A 19,377-nucleotide genomic window follows, 5' to 3' on the forward strand; every position below is an offset into this window, starting at 1 on the left:
CTGGATCATCGACATGTCCGCCCCGACCGGCCTTCTTGCGAATGCCCGCGCCGTTCTGGTGCTGGGATTGCCCCTGGTGGGCAGCCATGTGGCGCAATTCGCGCTGCACATCACCGACACGATCATGCTGGGCTGGTATTCCGTCACCGATCTGGCCGCCGGGGCGTTGGGCGCGACGGTGTTCTTCGTGCTGTTCACGCTGGGGTCGGGTTACGGTCAGGCGGTGATGCCGATGGTCGCCACCGCCGCCGCGGCGGGCGACGACACCGAGGTCCGCCGCGCCACCCGCATGGGCATGTGGCTGTCCGTGGCCTTTGCCCTGCTGTTGCTGCCGCTGTTCCTGCTGGCCACGCCGCTTCTGGGTCTGTTGGGCCAGGACCCCGATGTCGCCCGGCTGGGCGGGGGCTACCTGTCGATCATCGGCCTGGGCATGGCACCGGCGCTGGTGGCGATGGCGGTAAAAAGCTACCTGGCCGCGCTGGGGCGCACGCAGGTGGTGCTGTGGGCCACGGTGGGCGGGGTGTTTGTCAATATCGGCGTCAACTGGTTGCTGATCTTCGGCAATCTGGGCTTTCCCGAGCTGGGCGCGCGGGGCGCGGCCATTGCCTCGGTCACGGTGCAGATGGTCACACTGGCAATCATGCTGGTCTATGCAACGAACCTGCGCGCCTTGCGGCATTACCACCTGCTGCAACGCTTCTGGCGCGCGGACTGGTCGGCACTCAGGCAGGTGAACGCGCTGGGCCTGCCGATCGGCGGCGCGATGCTGGCGGAAACCGGACTGTTCGGGGCCTCGGCCATCATGATGGGGTGGTTCGGCAAACTGTCGCTGGCCGCGCATTCCATCGCGCTCGAGGTGACGGCGGTGTTCTTCATGGTCCACCTGGGGCTGGCCAGCGCGGCGACCGTTCTGGTCGGCCGGGCGCGGGGTCGCGGCGACACCCGGGCGGTGCGCGACTCGGCGCTGGCGGCCGTCATGCTGTCGCTGATCTTTGCCGGTATCACGGTGCTGCTGTATCTGCTGTTCGCGGAACCGATGGTGGGCCTGTTTCTGAAACCCGACGACCCCGAACGCGACGCGATCATCCCGGTTGGCGTGTCGCTGCTGATGGTGGCGGCGCTGTTCCAACTGGCCGACGGCGGGCAGGCGATGGCGATGGGGCTGCTGCGCGGCATGCAGGATACGCGCCGGCCGATGGTCATCGCGGCCGTGTCGTATTGGCTGGTGGGGCTGCCCGTGGCCTATGGGCTGGGCTTTGTCGCCGGGCTGGGCGGGGTCGGCATCTGGCTGGGCCTGACCGCCGGCCTGACGGCCGCCGCCGGCCTGTTGCACTGGCGCTTCTGGCGCAACCTGTGAAAACGAGGAAACCCGGGCACAAGGCCCGGGTTTCGAAGAAAGTGGTGAGCCGGATAGGGATCGAACCTATGGCCAACTGATTAAAAGTCAGTTGCTCTACCGCTGAGCTACCGGCCCACGATGCGAGGCTAACTAGAAAGAACTCAGGCCGGGGTCAAGGCAGAATCCGCCCTTTTTTCAACCTTGCGTGCGGTTCTTTGTGCCCGGCGCAGGATCGCTTTGCGCTCAGCCCGCGCTCAGCATGTAGCCCTCGCCCCGCACGGTCTGCAAAAACCGGGGACGGCGCGGGTCGGGTTCAATCTTGCGCCGCAGGCGGGTGATCTGCACGTCGATCGCGCGTTCCTGCGCGGTTTCGGCCCGTGCACCCCGGTCGCGGCCCAGGTGATCGACCAGCGCCTCGCGGCTGACGACCTGCCCTGGACGGGCCGCCAGAACCCGCATCAGCGCCGATTCGGTCTGCGTCAGGCGCACCGGGTCGGACCCGTCGCGCAGCTCTCCGCTGTCCAGATCGTAGCGCATCCGCCCCAGAATCAGCGTCTGCGGGCCCGAGGGGCCCTGCTCGACCCGCGGTGCCCGGCGCAGGATGGCGTTGATCCGCAACACCAGTTCGCGCGGCTCGAACGGCTTGGCGACATAATCGTCGGCGCCTGCCTCGAATCCGGCGATCCGGTCGCGCGATTCGCCCCGGGCGGTCAGCAGGATCACCGGCGTCGCCGTCGACTCGCGCAGCCATTGGGTCAACGCGACCCCGTCTTCGCCCGGCATCATCACATCCAGAACGATCAGGTCAAAGGCCAGACCCGACAACAGCCGCCGCGCCTGGGCCGCGTCCCGGGCGGCGGTGATCATGAAGCCCTGCTTGATGAGATAGCGTTTCAGCAGTTCGCGAATACGTTCGTCGTCATCGACGATCAGCAGGTGCGCCGGCGAGAGGTCGCTCATGACTTGCCATCCTTGAGGGCGTGATACTGCGTGCGCATCGACTCGTCCATCATCGCCTCCAGCACCTGCCGGAACCCGGCCACCGCCTGCGGTCCCGCCGCCCGATACGCCGCGCGCATCCGCGCGCGCTGCGCCTCGGACAACTGCCGCTCAAGGTCTGCACCGCGCGGGGTCAGAAAGAGATGCCGCTCGCGCCGGTCCTTGCGGCCGACCCGCGATTCGACCAGGCCGTCGGCGATCAGCGCGCGCAACACCCGGTTCAGGGATTGCTTTGTCACCCCCAGGACCGCCAGCAGATTGTTCACCGTGGTGCCCTGACTGCGGTTGATGAAATGCAGCGCCCGGTGATGCGCGCGCCCATATTCCAGATCCGCAAGGATGCGATCCGGGTCGGCGGTAAAACCGCGATAGGCAAAGAACATCGCCTCGATACCCTTGCGAAGCTGCTCGTCGGTCAGGAACAGCAACGCCTCGCCGCTGGTGGTGACGTCCGCCATGCTCTGTGCATTCTCCTGCTCTGGGGCCGGGGTGTAGTTTAAGTCAGCGATGTTGACTTTCCAAGAATCTATTGCTAGCAAACCGGCAGTTTGACGCAAGAATATGTCCGAATCCATTCGGATGCACGCAACAATCCTAAACGAGCCTGGGAGAGATGACGATGGCCGGCGCCTATGACGACAGAGACGGGTTCATCTGGATGGACGGCGCGCTGGTGCCCTGGCGCTCGGCGAATGTCCACATTCTGACACACGCGCTGCACTATGCCTCGTCGGTGTTCGAGGGCGAACGCTGCTATTCGGGCAAGATCTTCAAAAGCCGCGAACACTCGGCCCGGCTGATCGAATCGGGACGGCTGCTGGATATGGAAATCCCCTATTCGGTCGATCAGATCGAAGAGGCGAAATATGCCATGCTCAAGGCCAACGGCTGGACCGACGCCTATGTGCGCGCGGTCGCCTGGCGCGGTTCGGGCGAGGACATGGGCGTCTCGGCGCGCAAGAACCCGGTGCGGCTGGCGGTCGCCGGCTGGGAATGGGGCGCCTATTACGGCGATGCGAAATGGCAAGGCGCCAGACTCGACATCGCGAAATGGAAACGCCCCTCGCCGGAAACCATCCCCACCGCCGCCAAGGCCGCCGGCCTCTACATGATCTGCACCATGTCCAAACACGCGGCCGAGGCCAAGGGCTGCTCGGACGCGCTGTTCATGGATTATCGCGGCTACGTGGCGGAAGCGACCGGCGCGAACGTGTTCTTTGTCAAGGACGGCGAAGTGCATACACCGCTGGCCGATGCCTTCCTCAACGGCATCACCCGCCAGACGATCATCGCAATGCTGAAGGACATGGGACTGACCGTCCACGAACGCCACATCATGCCCGAGGAACTGGCCAGCTTCTCGGAATGCTGGCTGACCGGCACCGCGGCCGAGGTGACACCCGTGGGCCAGATCGGCGACTTCCATTTCCAGGTCGGCGACCTGACGCGAAAAGTGTCGGACAGCTACGAGAAACTGGTCCGTAGCTGAGCCCAGCGGCAGCGGGGGCTGCCGCCCCCGCACCCCCGCTTCAAGGGGGGCACGCCCCCCTTGAAAATCCCCGTGCGTATTGGGGACAAGATGATGGGGGACCTGTGCCGGAATCATTCCCATCTTTGCGCCTGAAATATCCCGGGGGGTGTGGGGGGCAGCGCCCCCCACCGGGTCGCCCGAGGGCTGGAGGCTGGAAGCCTCCCGGCCGAGGGCGAAACCCCACCGATCTTTTGGCGCAGACCCGCCTAACCGCGGCGAACCGACGCGGTGACGTAGTTCACGCTGAGATCGCGGGCAGACAGTGACCAGCGCCACAGCACGGGGTTGAACACCATCCCCGTGCGATCCACCGGATCCAGCCCGGCATCGCGGATCATCGCATCCAGTTCGTCCGGGGTGATGAACTTGCGCCAGTCGTGCGTGCCCCTGGGCAGCCAGCGCATCACCACCTCGGCCCCGAAGATCGCCACCGCGTAGCTTTTCGGATTGCGATTGAGGGTCGAACAGATCATCAGCCCGCCGGGTTTCAACAGGTCGTGACACGCGGTCAGGTAGGCCAGTGGATCGGCGACATGCTCGACGACCTCCATGTTCAGCACCACGTCGAACCGTTCGCCCGCCGCCGCCAGGGCCTCGGCTGTGGTGTGGCGATAGTCGATCGTCAGGCCAGACTGCTCGGCATGGACGCGCGCCACCGGCAGGTTGCCCTCGGCCGCGTCGGCGCCCACAACCTGGGCACCCAGCCGCGCCATGGGTTCCGACAGCAGACCGCCGCCGCAGCCGATATCCAGCAGGCGCAGCCCGGCGAAGGGTTGCGGCGCGGTCAGGTCGCGGTCAAATTCGGCGGCAATCTGGCGGGTGACATAGTCCAGGCGGCAGGGATTCAGCATGTGCAGGGGCTTGAACTTTCCCTGCGGGTCCCACCACTCTGCGGCCATCGCTTCGAACTTGGCGACTTCGGCGGGGTCGATGGTGGTCGTGGTCATTTCAGGGCTCCGGCTTGCCTTTTGTGCCGCCATCTGCGTGGAATGGGGCGATGCGGGGTATATAGACCGGATGATGGACAAGTCCCACGAACAAAAGAGCGCAGTCGCGCATCTCTACCCGCCGCTCGAGCCCCATGCGCGGCACAGCCTGGACGTGGGCGACGGTCACACGCTCTATGTCGAGGAATCGGGCAATCCTGCGGGCCGCCCCGTCGTCGTGCTGCATGGCGGGCCGGGTGGCGGCTCCAGTCCCATGATGCGGCGATTCTTCGATCCGGCGCATTACCGCATCGTGCTGTTCGATCAGCGCGGTTGCGGGCGCTCGCGCCCCCATGCCAGCGTCAGCGCGAACAGCACGCAGCACCTGATCCGTGACATCGAGCAGATTCGCGCGACCCTGGGCATCGACCGCTGGATCGTGTTCGGCGGCAGCTGGGGCGCGACCCTGGCACTGGCCTATGCGCAGACCCACCCCGCGCGCGCCGCCTGGCTGGTGCTTCGCGGCGTTTTCCTGGGCACGGCCGAGGAACTGGACTGGTTCTATGGCGGCGGCGCGGGCCGTTTTTATCCCGACCTCTGGTCACGCTTTGTCGATCCCATCCCCGAGGGAGAGCGCGGCAACCTGATCGCCGCCTATCATCGCCGCCTGTTCAGCGGCAATTTCGCCGAGGAAGCCCGCTTTGCCCGCCTGTGGGCCGATTGGGAAAACGCGCTGGCCAGTGTCGAGACCCGGGTGTTCCATGACACCCCCGTCGATTACGCGCGCGCCTTTGCCCGGCTCGAGAATCACTATTTCACCAACCATTGCTTCTTCGAGAGCGACGGGCAGCTGATCGCCGACCTGCCCCGCATGGCCGAGGTTCCCGGCACCATCGTGCAGGGGCAGTTCGACATGATCTGCCCGCCGGTCACCGCCTGGCGGCTGCACCGACATTGGCCCAGCAGCACGCTGCGAATGGTGCCCATGGCCGGCCACGCCCTGTCCGAACCGGGCATCACGGCCGAGCTGGTGCGGGTGATGGACACGTTGCGCACCGCGCGGCGTTAGCCCAGGCGGAATTCGGCGATTTCGGTGCGTTGCAGGACGCTCTGATTGTCGTCGGACACGGTCGTCGCCCAGATCCGCCCGGCACCGTCCCGCGTGATCGAGATCCCCTCGTGATTGTCCAGCGCGCCCAGCGCGGTTTCCACCAGGGTTTCAGGCTGATCCCAGGCATCGGGGCGCAGGCGGCTGATGCGGGTCGCAAAGAACGCCAGACGGAACTTGCGCTCCAACAGATAGAGATTGCCGTCGGGGCCGAAATCCGCGCCCACCGGGACAAACCCGCCCCGTCGCGGCACCCGCCCGGCGACGTGCCACCGGTCGGTCAGCCGCCACAGGGGAAAACTGTCGCCGTCGGGGGTTTCGGGCAGGGTAAAGGCGACGCCCCGTGCATCCAGCGCCAACGCCTCGAGCGCGCGATTGCCCGGCAACCCGCGCCAGGCCGGATCGCGCGCCAGGCGTTGCGGGGCGCCCCGTTCGTCATCCAGCCGGGCAACGCGCGCGGGGCCTTCGTAGGACACGAACAGGGTGCCGTCGGGCCTCTGGTCCAGCCCCTCGCTGTCGCCGCCCCCGGCCAGGGGGAAATGCGCGATTTCCTCGATCCCGGTCAGGCGCTCGTCGGTGTCGCGCAGCAGCGCGATCCGCACCAGAAAGGCCCGGTCGCTCAGCACCAGGGCGCGGCGGCGGTCCGACCGCAGCTCGATCGCCGAGAAGCCGCCAAAATAGCGCCCCTGACCCTGCCAGCGCACCAGCGCGTCGGGGCGGCTGCTGACGGCGCGCGCGGCGCGCGCGGGCACCAGCGCGGCGGCGGCGGCCAGGGTCAGCAGATGGCGGCGCGAAATCGTCATGACGACGGACCCTATGGGCGAATTCCGGCGTGCGAAACCGCCCCCGACGACATATCGCTTGAAGTTTACCGGACGCAGGCGTATAGCCACCTCAACAGCGGCGCTGCGGGGTCCAAACCCGTAGCCCACCGAACAGTTTCGCGGGCCGCTTCGGCCCGTTTTTTCATTTCTGGAGGTCCGCGATGAGCGACTTCGCTTCCCCCGGCGACCTGGTGGCACGCACCGCCATCGACCGCCGTCTGGCCGAGATCGTCAAACCTGCTGTCGAGGCTGCCGGTTTCGAACTGGTGCGCCTGCGGCTGATGTCGGGCAAGACGCGCACCTTGCAGATCATGGCCGACCGCGCCGAGGGCGGGATCGAGATCGACGAACTGGGCGAGATCACCACCCTGGTCGGCGCTGTTCTGGACGTCGAGGACCCGCTGGAAGACGCCTATGTGCTGGAAGTGTCCAGCCCCGGCATCGACCGGCCCCTGACCCGGCTCAAGGATTTCGACACCTGGTCGGGTCACGAGGCCCGCATCGAGACCAGCGAACTGATCGACGGCCGCCGCCGGTTCAAGGGCACGCTTCAGGGCACCGAGGACGGCGAAGTGCTGATCGAGATCGAGGAACAGGGCGAACCCGTGACCATCGGCCTGCAATTCGAATGGCTCAGCGACGCCAAGCTGATCCTGACAGACGCGTTGATCGAGGAAACACTGCGCGCACGCAAAAGCGCCGGCGTCATCAACGAAACCGATTTTGACGACATCGAAACCGAACCCGCTTCCGAGGAGGAGTGATTCATGGCCATCACCAGCGCCAACCAGCTTGAACTGCTGCAAACCGCCGAAGCGGTCGCGCGTGAGAAACTGATCGATCCGGAACTGGTCGTTCAGGCGATGGAGGACAGCCTCGCACGCGCCGCCAAGTCGCGGTATGGCGCCGACATGGACATCCGCGTCCACATCGACCGCAAGACGGGCCGCGCGCAATTCACCCGCGTCCGCACCGTGGTCGAGGACGACCTGCTGGAAAACCATCATGCCGAAGTGACCGTCGCGCAGGCGAAGCAGTATCTCGCGGATCCGCAGATCGGCGACGAGATCGCCGACGAGGTGCCGCCGGTGGAACTGGGCCGAATCGCCGCCCAATCCGCCAAGCAGGTCATCTTGCAAAAAGTCCGCGAGGCCGAGCGCGACCGCCAGTATGACGAATTCCGCGACCGTGTCGGCACGATCATCAACGGCACCGTCAAGCGCGAGGAATACGGCAACATCATCGTCGATATCGGCCGCGGCGAGGGCATCCTGCGCCGCAACGAGAAGATCGGCCGCGAAAGCTATCGTCCCAACGACCGCATCCGCTGCTTCATCAAGGACGTCCGCCGCGAGGCCCGCGGGCCTCAGGTGTTCCTGTCGCGCACCGCGCCCGAATTCATGGCCGCGTTGTTCAAGATGGAAGTGCCGGAAATCTACGATGGCATCATCGAGATCAAGGCCGTCGCCCGCGACCCGGGTTCGCGCGCCAAGATCGCGGTTATCAGCTATGACAGCTCGATCGACCCGGTCGGCGCCTGCGTCGGTATGCGCGGCAGCCGCGTTCAGGCCGTGGTGAACGAGCTTCAGGGCGAGAAGATCGACATCATCCCGTGGAACGAGGAACAGGCGACCTTCCTGGTCAACGCGCTGCAACCGGCCGAGGTCTCCAAGGTCGTGATCGACGAGGACGCCGCCCGCATCGAGGTCGTGGTCCCCGACGAACAATTGTCGCTGGCCATCGGCCGTCGCGGCCAGAACGTGCGTCTGGCCAGCCAGCTCACCGGGCTGGACATCGACATCATGACCGAATCGGACGAATCGGCCCGTCGCCAGGCGGAATTCGCGGAACGCACCAAGCTGTTCATGGACGCGCTCGATGTCGATGAGATGATGGCGCAGCTTCTGGTGGCCGAGGGTTTCGGCAACCTCGAGGAGGTCGCCTATGTCGAGATCGACGAACTGCTGTCGATCGACGGCTTCGACGAGGACACCGCGACCGAATTGCAGGCCCGGGCCCGCGACCGGATCGAGGCGCTCAACCAGGCCGCGCTGGACAACGCCCGTTCGATGGGCGCGGAACCCAGCCTCATTGACTTCGAGGGTCTGACACCCCAGATGATCGAGGCACTGGCCAAGGACGGGGTCAAGACCCTGGACGACTTCGCCACCTGCGCCGACTGGGAACTGGCGGGCGGCTGGACCACCGTCGATGGCCAGCGGGTCAAGGACGACGGCATTCTGGAACCCTTCGACATGAGCCTGGAAGAGGCCCAGACGCTCATCATGACCGCGCGCGTTCAGCTTGGCTGGGTCGATCCCGCCGATCTGGCGCAGGCGGACGAGGACGAGACCGACGCCGAAGGCGACGAGGAGTAAGGACCAGCCATGACGCGGGGCGGGCGCGCAAAGGACCGGGATCAGCCGGATCGGCGCTGCATCGTCACGGGTGCGGTGCAACCCAAGGGCGGGCTGCTGCGCTTTGTCATCGGCCCCGAGGCCCAGGTCGTCCCCGACATCGAGGGGCGGCTGCCGGGCCGGGGCATCTATGTCGCCGCCGACGGCGCGACGCTGGCGCAGGCGGTGAAGCGCAAGCTTTTCGCCCGCGCCGCCCGCGCCCCGGTGACGGTGCCCGACGGGCTGGCCGGCACGGTCGAGGAATTGCTGACGCGGCGGGTGATCGAACTCGTGGCGCTGGCGCGAAAGGCGGGACAGGCGGTCGCGGGCTACGAAAAGGCGCGCGACTGGCTGGTCTCGGGGCAGGCGACGGTGCTGATCCAGGCCGCCGACGGGTCCGAGCGCGGCAAGACCAAGCTCAGACCCCCACCGGGCGAAGGGTCCCATGTCACCTGCCTGACAGCGCGGGAAATCGGTTTGGCTTTCGGCCGCGAACATGTGATACATGCGGCGCTTGCCGCTGGCGGTCTGTCCGCACGTGTAGTAGAGGAAGCGGCGAAGCTCGCGCGATTGCGCGGGCAGGACGGCGGTGAAACGCCCGCCGGAGAGGATTGACGAGACGCATGAGCGATACTGACGGCAAGAAACCCCTTGGGCTGCGTGGCGGCTCGACCCCCGGCCAGGTGAAGCAAAGCTTCAGCCACGGCCGGACGAAGGCGGTTGTTGTGGAAACCAAACGCAAGCGCGTGGTGGTGCCCAAGCCCGGTGCCGGCTCGTCGTCGGAGAGCTCGACGGCGTCAAAGGCTGCGGCTATCGGCGGCGGGTCGCGTCGCCCGGCTGGCATCTCCGAGGCCGAGCTTGAGCGCCGCCTCGCCGCGGTGCGCGCCGCAAAGGCCCGCGAGGCCGAGGACGCGCAGCAGCGCGCCAACGAGGAACGCCAGCGCGAGGAAGATCGCGAGCGCCGCCGCCAGGAGGTCGAAGCCCGCGAGCGCGAAGAGCGCGAGCGCGACGCCGCCCGCAAGGCCAAGGAAGAAGAAGAGGCCCGCAAGGTCGCCGAAGCCGAAAAGGCCGAAGCCGCCGCCAAGGCCGCCGAAGCCGCCCCCGCGCCCCGCGCCGACAAGGCCGCAGCGCCCGCCGCCGCTGGCGCTGGTGCCGCAGCGGCCGCAGCAGCGGCTGCACCCGCCGGCGACCGCACCGACCGCACCAGCCCGGTGCGCGGTGGTGGCACGCCGACCCCGCGCAAGGCCGAACGCGAACGCGAGGATCGCGACAGCCGCGGCAAGGTCCGCGACGACGGCGGCCGCCGCGCCGGCAAACTGACGCTGAACGCCGCGCTGGATGGCGAGGGCGGGCGGCACCGGTCGCTGGCCGCGATGAAGCGCAAGCAGGAAAAGGCCCGCGCCAAGGCGCTGGGCATGGGCCACAAGCCCGAGAAGCAGTCGCGCGATGTGCAGCTGCCGGAAACGATTGTCGTGCAGGAACTGGCCAACCGGATGGCCGAACGTGCCGCCGACATTGTCAAGGCGCTGATGAAGATGGGCATGATGGTCGCGATGAATCAGACCATCGACGCCGACACCGCCGAACTGGTGATCGAGGAATTCGGCCACCGGGCGGTGCGCGTGTCCGATTCGGACGTGGAACAGGTCATCGACACCGTTCTGGACAAGGCAGAGGATCTGCATCCGCGCCCGCCGATCATCACGATCATGGGCCACGTCGACCACGGCAAGACCTCGTTGCTGGACGCCATTCGCAAGACCAATGTCGTCTCGGGCGAAGCCGGCGGCATCACGCAGCACATCGGTGCCTATCAGGTGACAACCGATTCGGGGGCGGTGCTGACCTTCCTCGACACGCCCGGACACGCGGCCTTCACCTCGATGCGGGCCCGTGGCGCGCAGGTGACGGATATCGTCGTGCTGGTGGTCGCCGCCGATGACGCGGTCATGCCGCAGACCATCGAGGCGCTGAACCACGCGAAAGCGGCGGGCGTGCCGATGATCGTGGCGATCAACAAATGCGACAAGCCCTCGGCCGATCCGAACCGCGTGCGCACCGATCTGTTGCATCATGAGGTCGTGGTCGAACAGATGGGCGGCGACGTTCAGGATGTCGAGGTTTCGGCCCTGACCGGCAAAGGCCTGGACAACCTGCTGGAAGCCATCGCGCTGCAAGCCGAGATTCTGGAACTGACCGCGAACCCTGAACGCGCCGCCCAGGGCGCCGTGATCGAGGCCAAGCTGGACGTGGGCCGCGGCCCGGTCGCGACGGTTCTGGTCCAGCACGGCACGCTGCGCAAAGGCGACATCTTCGTCGTCGGCGAACAGTGGGGCAAGGTGCGCGCGCTCATCAACGACAAGGGCGAGCGCGTGGACGAGGCCGGCCCCTCGGTTCCCGTCGAGGTGCTGGGCCTGAACGGCACGCCCGAGGCCGGCGATGTTCTGAACGTGGTCGAGACCGAGGCGCAGGCGCGCGAAATCGCCGACTACCGCGAACAGGCCGCCAAGGACAAGCGCGCCGCCGCCGGTGCCGCGACCACGCTGGAACAGCTGATGGCCAAGGCCAAGGCCGACGAGAACGTGGCCGAAATGCCGGTTCTGGTGAAAGCCGACGTGCAGGGTTCGTCCGAAGCGATCGTGCAGGCGCTGGAAAAGGTCGGCAACGACGAAGTGCGCGTGCGCGTGCTGCACTATGGTGTCGGCGCGGTCACCGATTCTGATGTCGGCCTGGCGGAAGCCTCGGGCGCGCCGATCATCGCCTTCAACGTCCGCGCCAATGCGACCGCCCGCAACGCGGCGGCGCAAAAAGGCGTCGAGATCCGCTATTATTCGATCATCTACGACCTGATCGATGACATCAAGGCGGCGGCCTCGGGCCTGCTCAAGGACGAAGTGCGCGAGCATTTCATCGGCTACGCGGCGATCAAGGAAGTGTTCAAGGTCACGGGCGTCGGCAAGGTCGCCGGCTGTCTCGTCACCGAAGGCGTGGCCCGTCGCTCGGCCGGTGTCCGTCTGCTGCGTGACAACGTGGTGATCCACGAAGGCACGCTGAAAACGCTGAAGCGCTTCAAGGACGAGGTGAAGGAAGTCATCTCGGGCCAGGAATGCGGCATGGCGTTCGAAAACTACGACGACATTCGCCAAGGCGACGTCATCGAAATCTTCGAGCGCCAGACAGTGGAACGCAAGCTGGACTGATCGGCGTCAATCGGATGCAAGGGCCGGAGAGCAATCCCCGGCCCTTTTTCTTATGGCATATCCAGCGCAAAGGCCGGGTGGAGGAACAGTTCTCCCGCCGGTTCGACACCGGGTTCCAGCGGCAGGGCCAGGGTTGCGTAATCCGGCACGCCGGGCAGGAACAGGCCCGGCCAGACGCGAAAGCCGAAGCGGCGATAATAGGTCAGGTCGCCGACCAACACCGCGCCGCGTGCGGCACCGCGCAACCGGGCCAGCGCCTCGGTCATCAACGCGCTGCCGATACCCTGCCGCTGCTTCTCGGGCGACACGGCGAGGGGGCCGAACAGGCTCCATCCCTCCGCGTCGCCGATCCGTGCCGCCGAGACGGCAACATAACCAAGAATCACGCCATCCTCCTCGGCTACAAGCGAGAGTTGCAGCGCCCCATCGGCGCGCAGCAGGCGGACGATTTGCGCCTCGGTGCCGCTGGCGTGTGCGGCGGTCTTGAAGGCCTCGGTCACCACGGTGTCGATCCGCGTGGCGTCGCTGGCGATTTCGGGCCGAATCCGCATGTCAGCCCCCTTGATTGTCAAGTTGCGCACGCACGGCCAGTCGCCCGCGCCGCGAGATGCGATAGGCGCTGCCGGCGCGCGATTCGATCAGCCGTTTGCGACGCAAGGCCAGGAACACCGGCAGATCGCAATCGCTCAGGACCAGACCGTCGCGGGTGAAGCAGGTGATGTCGGTGATCTTGCGGCCGTCGTGGCGCTCATGCTGGATGCGGCCGCCAAGGGCCAGAACGTGCAGCGCACGCTGTTCGGGTCGTGAGATATTCATGGGTGTCCTGTGTGTCAGACATCAAACGCAAGCCGGTGGTTCGACCACACGGCGGTTCCTTGATCTGCAGGCTCTCTGGCAATCAGAGAGCCGATTCACACAAGCTCTGACATCCACACTCCATTGCGGCCGGTCTTCCGGCGGCGGATCCTTGGAATATGGACCGTTTCCCCGGAATTGCAACCGGTCCCGGCTGCGATGAACGGACAGGAAAGGGCCGAAGAGCGATCTTCGGCCCCGGCGTTTCGGTGCTTCCCAGCCCGAAAATTCGCCCCTGGCATCACGCGCCGTAGGGCACCCAGACCGTCTTGACCTGAACCGCGCGGCGCAGGAATTCGCGCGATTGCCCCTGGGGACCGGACCAGTCGCGGGTCAGGGGATCGGCCCAGACGGGTTTCAGATTGCCCGCCGATTGCGTTTCGGCGTTGGCGCAGGTCGTCGCATCGGCAAAGACCCACAGCGCCGCCACGTCGTCGTGCTTGGCCAGCGTGTCGGTCAGTTCGGCACGCGGCCCGGTGACGATGTTGACCACGCCACCCGGCACGTCCGAGGTGTCCAGCACCTGCACCAGGTCCAGCGCGGGCACCGGATTGGCCTGCGAGGGCACGGCGATCACCCGGTTGCCCATGGCGATCGCGGGCAGAACCGTGCTGACAAAGCCCAGAAGCGGCGCTTCCTCGGGGCAGACGATGCCCATCACACCAAAGGGTTCCTTCATCGCCAGCGTCACCTGCGACGAGGCGGTCGAATGCACCTTGCCGTCGTATTTGTCGGCCCAGGCGGCCCAGTAGAAGGCCCTTTCAACCGCCTGCGCGACCTCATCCCCGGGGCCAAGATCCCGCGCGCGGGCGTTCAGGTTCTCGGCCAGGAAATAGAGCACCTGCGCGCGGTTGTGACCCGTCACCCTGGACCAGCCGCCAGCCTTGTGCGCGGCCTCGACGGCGTTGCGGATGTCCTTGCGCCCGCCAAGCGGCACCTGCGCGCCCGGCACGGCATAGGAATAGCCGCCATCGGGTCGTTTCTGCGCGCCCCCGATATACAGCTTGCGCGTGCGGTCCACGGCATCGCCCGAGGCACCCGCCGGCAGGGGTGACAGCGCCTCGGGGGCGTTGCGCGCGCGCCCACCGGCGCCGGCGCCCGTCAGATAGGCCAGCATCCCCTCGCGCGCGCCCTCGCGCCCGTAACCCGATTCGCGCATCCCGCCAAAGGGTGCGTTCGCGTCGAACAGGTTGGTGCCGTTGATCCAGACGACGCCCGCCTTGACCTGCGCGGCAATGTCCAGCGCGGCGGTGATGTTCTCGTTCCAGATGCTGGCGGCCAGACCGTAGCGCGTGTTGTTCGCCAGCGCGACGGCCTCGTCCGGGGTGCGAAAGGTCATCAGCGCAACCACGGGGCCAAAGATTTCCTCGGTCATGGCGATGTTGGCCGCGCCCAGATCGGTCAGCAGCGCGGGCGGACAGAAGCAGCCCGGCCCGTTCGGCGCGGGGGCCTGGTGCAGCACCGCGCCCTCGGCCACCGCCTGATCGACGATGCCGCGAATGCGGTCCAGTTGCACCCGGTCCACCACGGCGCCGATATCGGTGGACTTGTCCAGAGGATCGCCCACGCGCAGCGTCGCCATGCGCGCTTTCAGCCGCCGGGTGAACCGCTCGGCCACCGATTCCTGCACCAGTATGCGCGACCCGGCGCAACAGACCTCGCCCTGGTTGAACCAGATCGCATCGACGACGCCTTCGACGGCGGCGTCCAGATCGGACTCGGCAAAGACGATGAAGGGCGATTTGCCGCCCAGTTCCAGGGTCAGCGCCTTGCCCGAGCCCGCCGTCGCCCGCCGGATCTGGCGGCCGACCTCGGTCGAGCCGGTGAACGCGATCTTGTCCACGTCCGAGGCCACCAGCGCCGCGCCCGTCCGCCCGTCGCCGGTAACGATGTTCACCACGCCCTTGGGCAGGCCGGCCTCGATGCACAGTTCGGCGAACAAAAGCGCGCTGAGCGGCGTCTGTTCGGCCGGTTTCAACACCACCGTATTTCCGGCCGCCAACGCAGGCGCGGCCTTCCACGCCAGCATGAGCAGCGGAAAGTTCCACGGGATGATCTGCCCGCAAACGCCATGCGGCCGCATCCCGGGGAATTCGTCTGCGATCAGTTCGGCCCAGCCGGCGTGGTGATAGAAGTGCCGCACCGCCAGCGGCACGTCGATGTCACGCGATTCGCGGATCGGCTTGCCGTTGTCCAGCGACTCGATCACGGCGAACAGCCGTTCGCGTTTCTGCATGAGCCGCGCCAGCGCGTAGAGATGCCGCGCGCGCTGCCCGCCAGAAAGGCCCGCCCATTTCCGCGCGGCCGCGCGCGCGGCCTTGACCGCCGCCGCCACGTCGGCCTCTGACCCCTGCGAGACCTGCGCCAGCACCGCGCCCGTCGCCGGATTGACGCTGTCAAAGGGGTCGCGCGGCGCGGTGAAGGCGCCAGCGATGAACTGGCCAAAGGTCCGGCCCTTCAACCAGTCCAGCGCCACGGCGGGCGATTCGGGGGCGGGGCCGTAATCCATGAGTGACAGAGCCTCGGAGACGGTGGGCATGGGAACCTCAGGCGATGGCGTGACGGTGCGCGGCGGCGTAGCGGCCGGTGACATGATGTTCGAGCTGGCGCTCGACATCGCCCAGCATGGACGAGGCACCGATGCGGAACAGGTCGGGTTCGAGCCAGGGGCGACCCAGCTCTTCCTTCATCAGGATCTGCCAGGCGATGGCATCCTTGGCGGTCTTCAACCCGCCCGCCGGCTTGAAGCCGATCCGGTAGCCCGTCCGCTCGCCATAGTCGCGCAGCGCCCGCACCATGGTCAGGCTGACCGGAAGCGTGGCGTTCACCCCCTCTTTCCCGGTCGAGGTCTTGATGAAATCCGCCCCCGCCTGCATCGCCACCATCGACGCCGCATAGACATTCGACAGCGTGACCAGATCCCCGGTCGCCAGAATCGCCTTCATGTGCGCCGCGCCGCTGGCCTCGCGCATGGCGGCGATCTCATCGTAAAGGGCGGTCCAGTCGCCGGCAAAGACATGCGCGCGGGTGATGACGATGTCGATTTCGTCGGCGCCGTGATCGACGGCATAGCGGATCTCGGCCAGGCGCAGGTCCAGCGGCATCAGCCCCGCCGGAAACCCGGTGGCGACCGAGGCCACGGGAATCCCCGCGTTGGACAGCGCCCGCTTGGCCGCGCCCACCATCGTCGGATAGACGCAGACCGCGCCGGTTTTCGGCATCTCGGACAGGCCCAGACCCTGGACGATGTGATCGGCCAGCGGGCGCCGCGCCTTGGCACACAGGCGCGCCACGCGGTCCTCGGTGTCGTCGCCGGACAGCGTTGTCAGGTCGGTGCAGCGGATCGCATTCACCAGCCAGGCGGCCTGATGCTCTTTCTTCACGCTGCGCCGCGTGGTCAGCGTGGCGGCGCGGCGCTCGGCGGCGGGGCGGTTGACCTGCACGCGGTCGAACCAGTCGGTCGTCAGCGGCAATCCGGGGTTTCTGGCGTGCGTCATGATGCGTCCGGCAGGGATATGGAACGCGCGATTATGCGCGGGCGCCGGCTGCCGCGCAATCCCCGTCCTGACCAACCGGTCAAAACACGGGGCCGTGCACGGGCGCATGGCAAATTGACATTCCGCCCCCCCGATCATAACCAAGTGCAACGGTAGGGATTACTGTCGATGACCGAACTGCCCAAGACCCTGACCTTCCGGATGCCGGCTGAGGCCTCGCCGCTGGGCTATCGCCAGCGGCCGACCACGCCCCTGCTGGAGGTCGAGCGCCTGCGCAAGACCTTTGCCCATGCCGATGCGCCGGCGGTGCACCGCGTCTCGCTGGCGCTGGGCGATGGCGAGCTGCTGGCGCTGCTGGGGCCGTCGGGCTGCGGCAAGACAACCACCCTCAGGATGATCGGCGGGTTCGAGCAGCCCGACGAGGGGCGCATCACCTTTCAGGGCCACGACATCACCCACCTGCCGCCCGAATCCCGTGGCATCGGCTTCGTCTTTCAGGACTATGCGCTGTTCCCGCATCTGAGCGTGCTGGACAACGTCAAGTTCGGACTGCGCGCCCTGCCCCGCGCCCAGGCGCAGGACCGCGCCGACGAGATGCTGCGCCTTGTCGGTCTGTCCGACCTGGGCAAGCGGCGCCCGCACCAGCTTTCCGGCGGCCAGCAACAGCGGGTCGCGCTGGCGAGGGCGCTCGCCGTCGCGCCCAAGCTGATCTTGCTGGACGAACCCTTTTCGAACCTCGACGCCAAGATGCGCGTGGAAACCCGGCAAGAGGTGCGCCGCCTGCTGAAAAAGACCGGCGCCACCGGCATTCTGGTGACCCACGACCAGGAGGAAGCCCTGGCGCTGGCCGACCGCATCGCGGTGATGGACGGCGGGCGCGTGGTGCAGGTCGGCACCCCGGACGAGATCTACCGCAACCCGGTCAGCGAATTCGTCGCGAATTTCATCGGTCGGTCGAACTTTCTGTCCGGCACGGCGACCGGCATGACCGTGCAGACCGACTTTGGCAACCTGCCGATGTCGCGCGCGGCGAATGGCGCGGTACGCCTGGCGGTGCGTCCCGAACAGATCATGCTCATGCCCGACCCCGAGGGCACCGCAACCATCGTCGGGCGCGAATTCCGGGGACATGACCAGATCTACTGGGTGCAGCAGGGCGACACCTGCCTCGAGGTGATCTCGGGGCCCGGGCAGCAATATGCCATCGGCGCGCGCGTGACGATGCGCATCTGCGATTGCGTGGTTCCGCTTACCTGAGCGCACCTCGCTTTTCCGGCTGCGCGCTTTGCGCTAATCTGGCGCAAACAAGAACAGAGCAGGCCCCCCGAATGCAGCTGCGCGCCGGACTTATCTGGCTTTTCACCATCCTGGCGATGACCGCCGAAAGCGCGGCCTCGGTCGAACGCTCGCCGTTCCCGCAGCCGCGCCCGACCGGCGGCGAGGCCCCGCCCCCGCAGACTCGGTTGGTGCAAGACAGCGCCACCGCCCCGGCCCGTTCGCGCCATCCGCAGGCGCGCCCCCAGGGGCTTCGCGCGCCGCAGGCCGGCACCGTCACCGCGACCCCGCGCGCGGGCCGGCGTGACCCTCAGTTCGACCGCTGGCTTGCCGGGTTTCGGCGCCGCGCGCTGAACGCCGGCATTCGGGCGCGCACCCTGGACACGGCCTTTGCCGGCGTCAGCCCCGACCCCGACATCTTGCAGCGCGAGGCCCACCAGCCCGAATTCAGCCGCCCGATCTGGGCCTATCTGGACAGCGCCGTTTCCCGCAGCCGGATCGAGAACGGCCAGCGCGCCCTGCGCGAGAACCGTCGCGTCCTGGACGAGATCGAAGCCCGCTATGGCGTGGACCGCGAGGTTGTCGTCGCGGTCTGGGGCATGGAAAGCGCCTATGGCACGCTCAGGGGGCAGACGCCGATCATTCCGGCGCTGGCAACGCTGGCCATGGGCTCTCGCCGGTCGGATTTCTACGAACAGCAACTGATCGGCGCGCTGCGCATCCTGCAATCGGGCGACGTGGACGCGCGGCACATGACCGGCAGTTGGGCCGGCGCGATGGGCCACACGCAGTTCATCCCGACCAGCTACCTGGCCTATGCGGTGGATTTCCGGGGCGACGGCGTGCGCGACATCTGGTCCGACGATCCGACCGATTCGCTGGCATCGACCGCCGCCTATCTGGCCAGCCACGGCTGGCAGCGCGGGCAACCCTGGGGGGTCGAGGTCCAGGTGCCGCGCGATTTCAACCCGCGCCTGGCCAACACCAGCCGCGATGTCGCGGAATGGCGGCGGCTGGGCCTGCGACCGGTTCGCGGCTCTGACCTGCCGCGTTCGGGCGAGGCGACCTTGCTGTTCCCGGCGGGGGCGCGCGGGCCGGCGATCCTGACCTTCCGCAACTTCCGCGTCATCAAGCGATACAACAACGCCGATGCCTATGCGATCGCCGTGGGCCATCTGGCCGACCGACTGCGCGGCGGGCGCGCCTTTGTCGGCGACTGGCCGCGCGACGACCGCCCCCTGAACCGCGCCGAGCGCGAGGAGCTGCAACGCCTGCTGGCGCGCGCGGGACACTATAGCGGCACCATCGACGGGCGGGTGGGCCAGGGCACGCTGGCAGGGGTGCGGGACTGGCAGGCGGCAAACGGGATGCCGCCCGACGGCTATGTCTCGTTGGCGCTGCTCGATGCCATGCGCCGCCGGCGCTGA

General features: G+C 67.3%; 17 protein-coding genes and 1 tRNA gene. 9 read left to right on the forward strand and 9 right to left on the reverse strand.

Features of this window, described 5'->3' with window-relative positions; genetic code table 11:
* The first annotated feature begins 13 nt into the window (after positions 1-13).
* Positions 14-1,357: an MATE family efflux transporter gene (locus H6900_03035; GenBank protein ID MCC0072244.1), complete on the forward strand. Its 1,344-nt coding sequence runs from the start codon at positions 14-16 to the stop codon at positions 1,355-1,357.
* Between the two features lie 42 nt (positions 1,358-1,399).
* Here H6900_03035 and H6900_03040 read toward each other — a convergent pair.
* The 3 genes from H6900_03040 to H6900_03050 all read right to left on the reverse strand — a co-directional run bounded on the left by H6900_03040 (position 1,400) and on the right by H6900_03050 (position 2,796).
* Positions 1,400-1,474, reverse strand: a tRNA-Lys gene (locus H6900_03040).
* Between the two features lie 108 nt (positions 1,475-1,582).
* Positions 1,583-2,299, reverse strand: a complete 717-nt coding sequence (locus H6900_03045; protein ID MCC0072245.1) for a response regulator — start codon at positions 2,297-2,299, stop codon at positions 1,583-1,585.
* Positions 2,296-2,796, reverse strand: coding sequence for a MarR family transcriptional regulator (locus H6900_03050; protein MCC0072246.1), 501 nt, complete (start codon positions 2,794-2,796; stop codon positions 2,296-2,298). Before H6900_03050 ends, H6900_03045 begins: the two co-directional genes overlap by 4 nt.
* Before the next feature lie 161 nt (positions 2,797-2,957).
* Here H6900_03050 and H6900_03055 point away from each other — a divergent pair, with 161 nt between their 5' ends.
* Positions 2,958-3,827: a branched-chain amino acid aminotransferase gene (locus H6900_03055; GenBank protein MCC0072247.1), complete on the forward strand. Its 870-nt coding sequence runs from the start codon at positions 2,958-2,960 to the stop codon at positions 3,825-3,827.
* A gap of 248 nt (positions 3,828-4,075) precedes the next feature.
* On the opposite strand, the gene ubiG is transcribed toward H6900_03055, so the two are convergent.
* A complete protein-coding gene (gene ubiG, locus H6900_03060; protein ID MCC0072248.1) occupies positions 4,076-4,816 on the reverse strand; it encodes a bifunctional 2-polyprenyl-6-hydroxyphenol methylase/3-demethylubiquinol 3-O-methyltransferase UbiG in 741 nt (246 codons plus the stop codon).
* 73 nt (positions 4,817-4,889) lie between these two features.
* On the opposite strand from ubiG, the gene pip reads away from it, so the two are divergent.
* Positions 4,890-5,864, forward strand: a complete 975-nt coding sequence (gene pip, locus H6900_03065) for a prolyl aminopeptidase (protein MCC0072249.1) — start codon at positions 4,890-4,892, stop codon at positions 5,862-5,864.
* Here the strand turns inward: pip and H6900_03070 are convergent.
* The gene (locus H6900_03070) at positions 5,861-6,706 is read right to left on the reverse strand and encodes an esterase-like activity of phytase family protein (GenBank protein MCC0072250.1); all 846 of its coding nucleotides are present in this window, start codon (positions 6,704-6,706) and stop codon (positions 5,861-5,863) included. The genes pip and H6900_03070 overlap by 4 nt on opposite strands.
* Positions 6,707-6,888: 182 nt before the next feature.
* Here H6900_03070 and rimP point away from each other — a divergent pair, with 182 nt between their 5' ends.
* The 4 genes from rimP to infB are packed head-to-tail and all read left to right on the forward strand — an operon-like array spanning position 6,889 to position 12,323.
* Positions 6,889-7,491 (forward strand): ribosome maturation factor RimP, encoded by a 603-nt coding sequence (gene rimP / locus H6900_03075; protein ID MCC0072251.1) that lies wholly within the window; start codon positions 6,889-6,891, stop codon positions 7,489-7,491.
* Positions 7,492-7,494: 3 nt separating this feature from the next.
* Positions 7,495-9,105 carry a transcription termination/antitermination protein NusA gene (nusA, locus tag H6900_03080; protein ID MCC0072252.1) on the forward strand — a complete coding sequence of 537 codons (1,611 nt, stop codon included), beginning with the start codon at positions 7,495-7,497 and terminating at the stop codon, positions 9,103-9,105.
* 9 nt (positions 9,106-9,114) lie between these two features.
* Positions 9,115-9,738 (forward strand): RNA-binding protein, encoded by a 624-nt coding sequence (locus H6900_03085; protein MCC0072253.1) that lies wholly within the window; start codon positions 9,115-9,117, stop codon positions 9,736-9,738.
* A gap of 8 nt (positions 9,739-9,746) precedes the next feature.
* On the forward strand, positions 9,747-12,323 hold the full coding sequence (infB, locus tag H6900_03090; GenBank protein MCC0072254.1) for a translation initiation factor IF-2: 2,577 nt from the start codon (positions 9,747-9,749) through the stop codon (positions 12,321-12,323).
* Positions 12,324-12,373: 50 nt separating this feature from the next.
* Here infB and H6900_03095 read toward each other — a convergent pair whose 3' ends face one another.
* The 4 genes from H6900_03095 to deoC form a co-directional block, all read right to left on the reverse strand.
* Positions 12,374-12,874, reverse strand: a complete 501-nt coding sequence (locus H6900_03095; protein ID MCC0072255.1) for an N-acetyltransferase — start codon at positions 12,872-12,874, stop codon at positions 12,374-12,376.
* Position 12,875: 1 nt separating this feature from the next.
* Complete coding sequence (locus tag H6900_03100) at positions 12,876-13,139, reverse strand: YjhX family toxin (GenBank protein ID MCC0072256.1); 264 nt, start codon at positions 13,137-13,139, stop codon at positions 12,876-12,878.
* A 280-nt stretch (positions 13,140-13,419) separates the two neighbouring features.
* A complete protein-coding gene (locus H6900_03105; GenBank protein ID MCC0072257.1) occupies positions 13,420-15,717 on the reverse strand; it encodes an aldehyde dehydrogenase family protein in 2,298 nt (765 codons plus the stop codon).
* 7 nt (positions 15,718-15,724) lie between these two features.
* Complete coding sequence (gene deoC, locus H6900_03110; GenBank protein ID MCC0072258.1) at positions 15,725-16,675, reverse strand: deoxyribose-phosphate aldolase; 951 nt, start codon at positions 16,673-16,675, stop codon at positions 15,725-15,727.
* 168 nt (positions 16,676-16,843) lie between these two features.
* Here deoC and H6900_03115 point away from each other — a divergent pair, with 168 nt between their 5' ends.
* Positions 16,844-17,932, forward strand: coding sequence for an ABC transporter ATP-binding protein (locus H6900_03115; protein ID MCC0072259.1), 1,089 nt, complete (start codon positions 16,844-16,846; stop codon positions 17,930-17,932).
* Between the two features lie 71 nt (positions 17,933-18,003).
* Entirely contained in the window at positions 18,004-19,377 is a 1,374-nt protein-coding gene (locus H6900_03120; GenBank protein ID MCC0072260.1) for a lytic murein transglycosylase, read from the forward strand.

This window comes from Rhodobacter sp. (assembly GCA_020637515.1).
GTDB lineage: Bacteria > Pseudomonadota > Alphaproteobacteria > Rhodobacterales > Rhodobacteraceae > Pararhodobacter.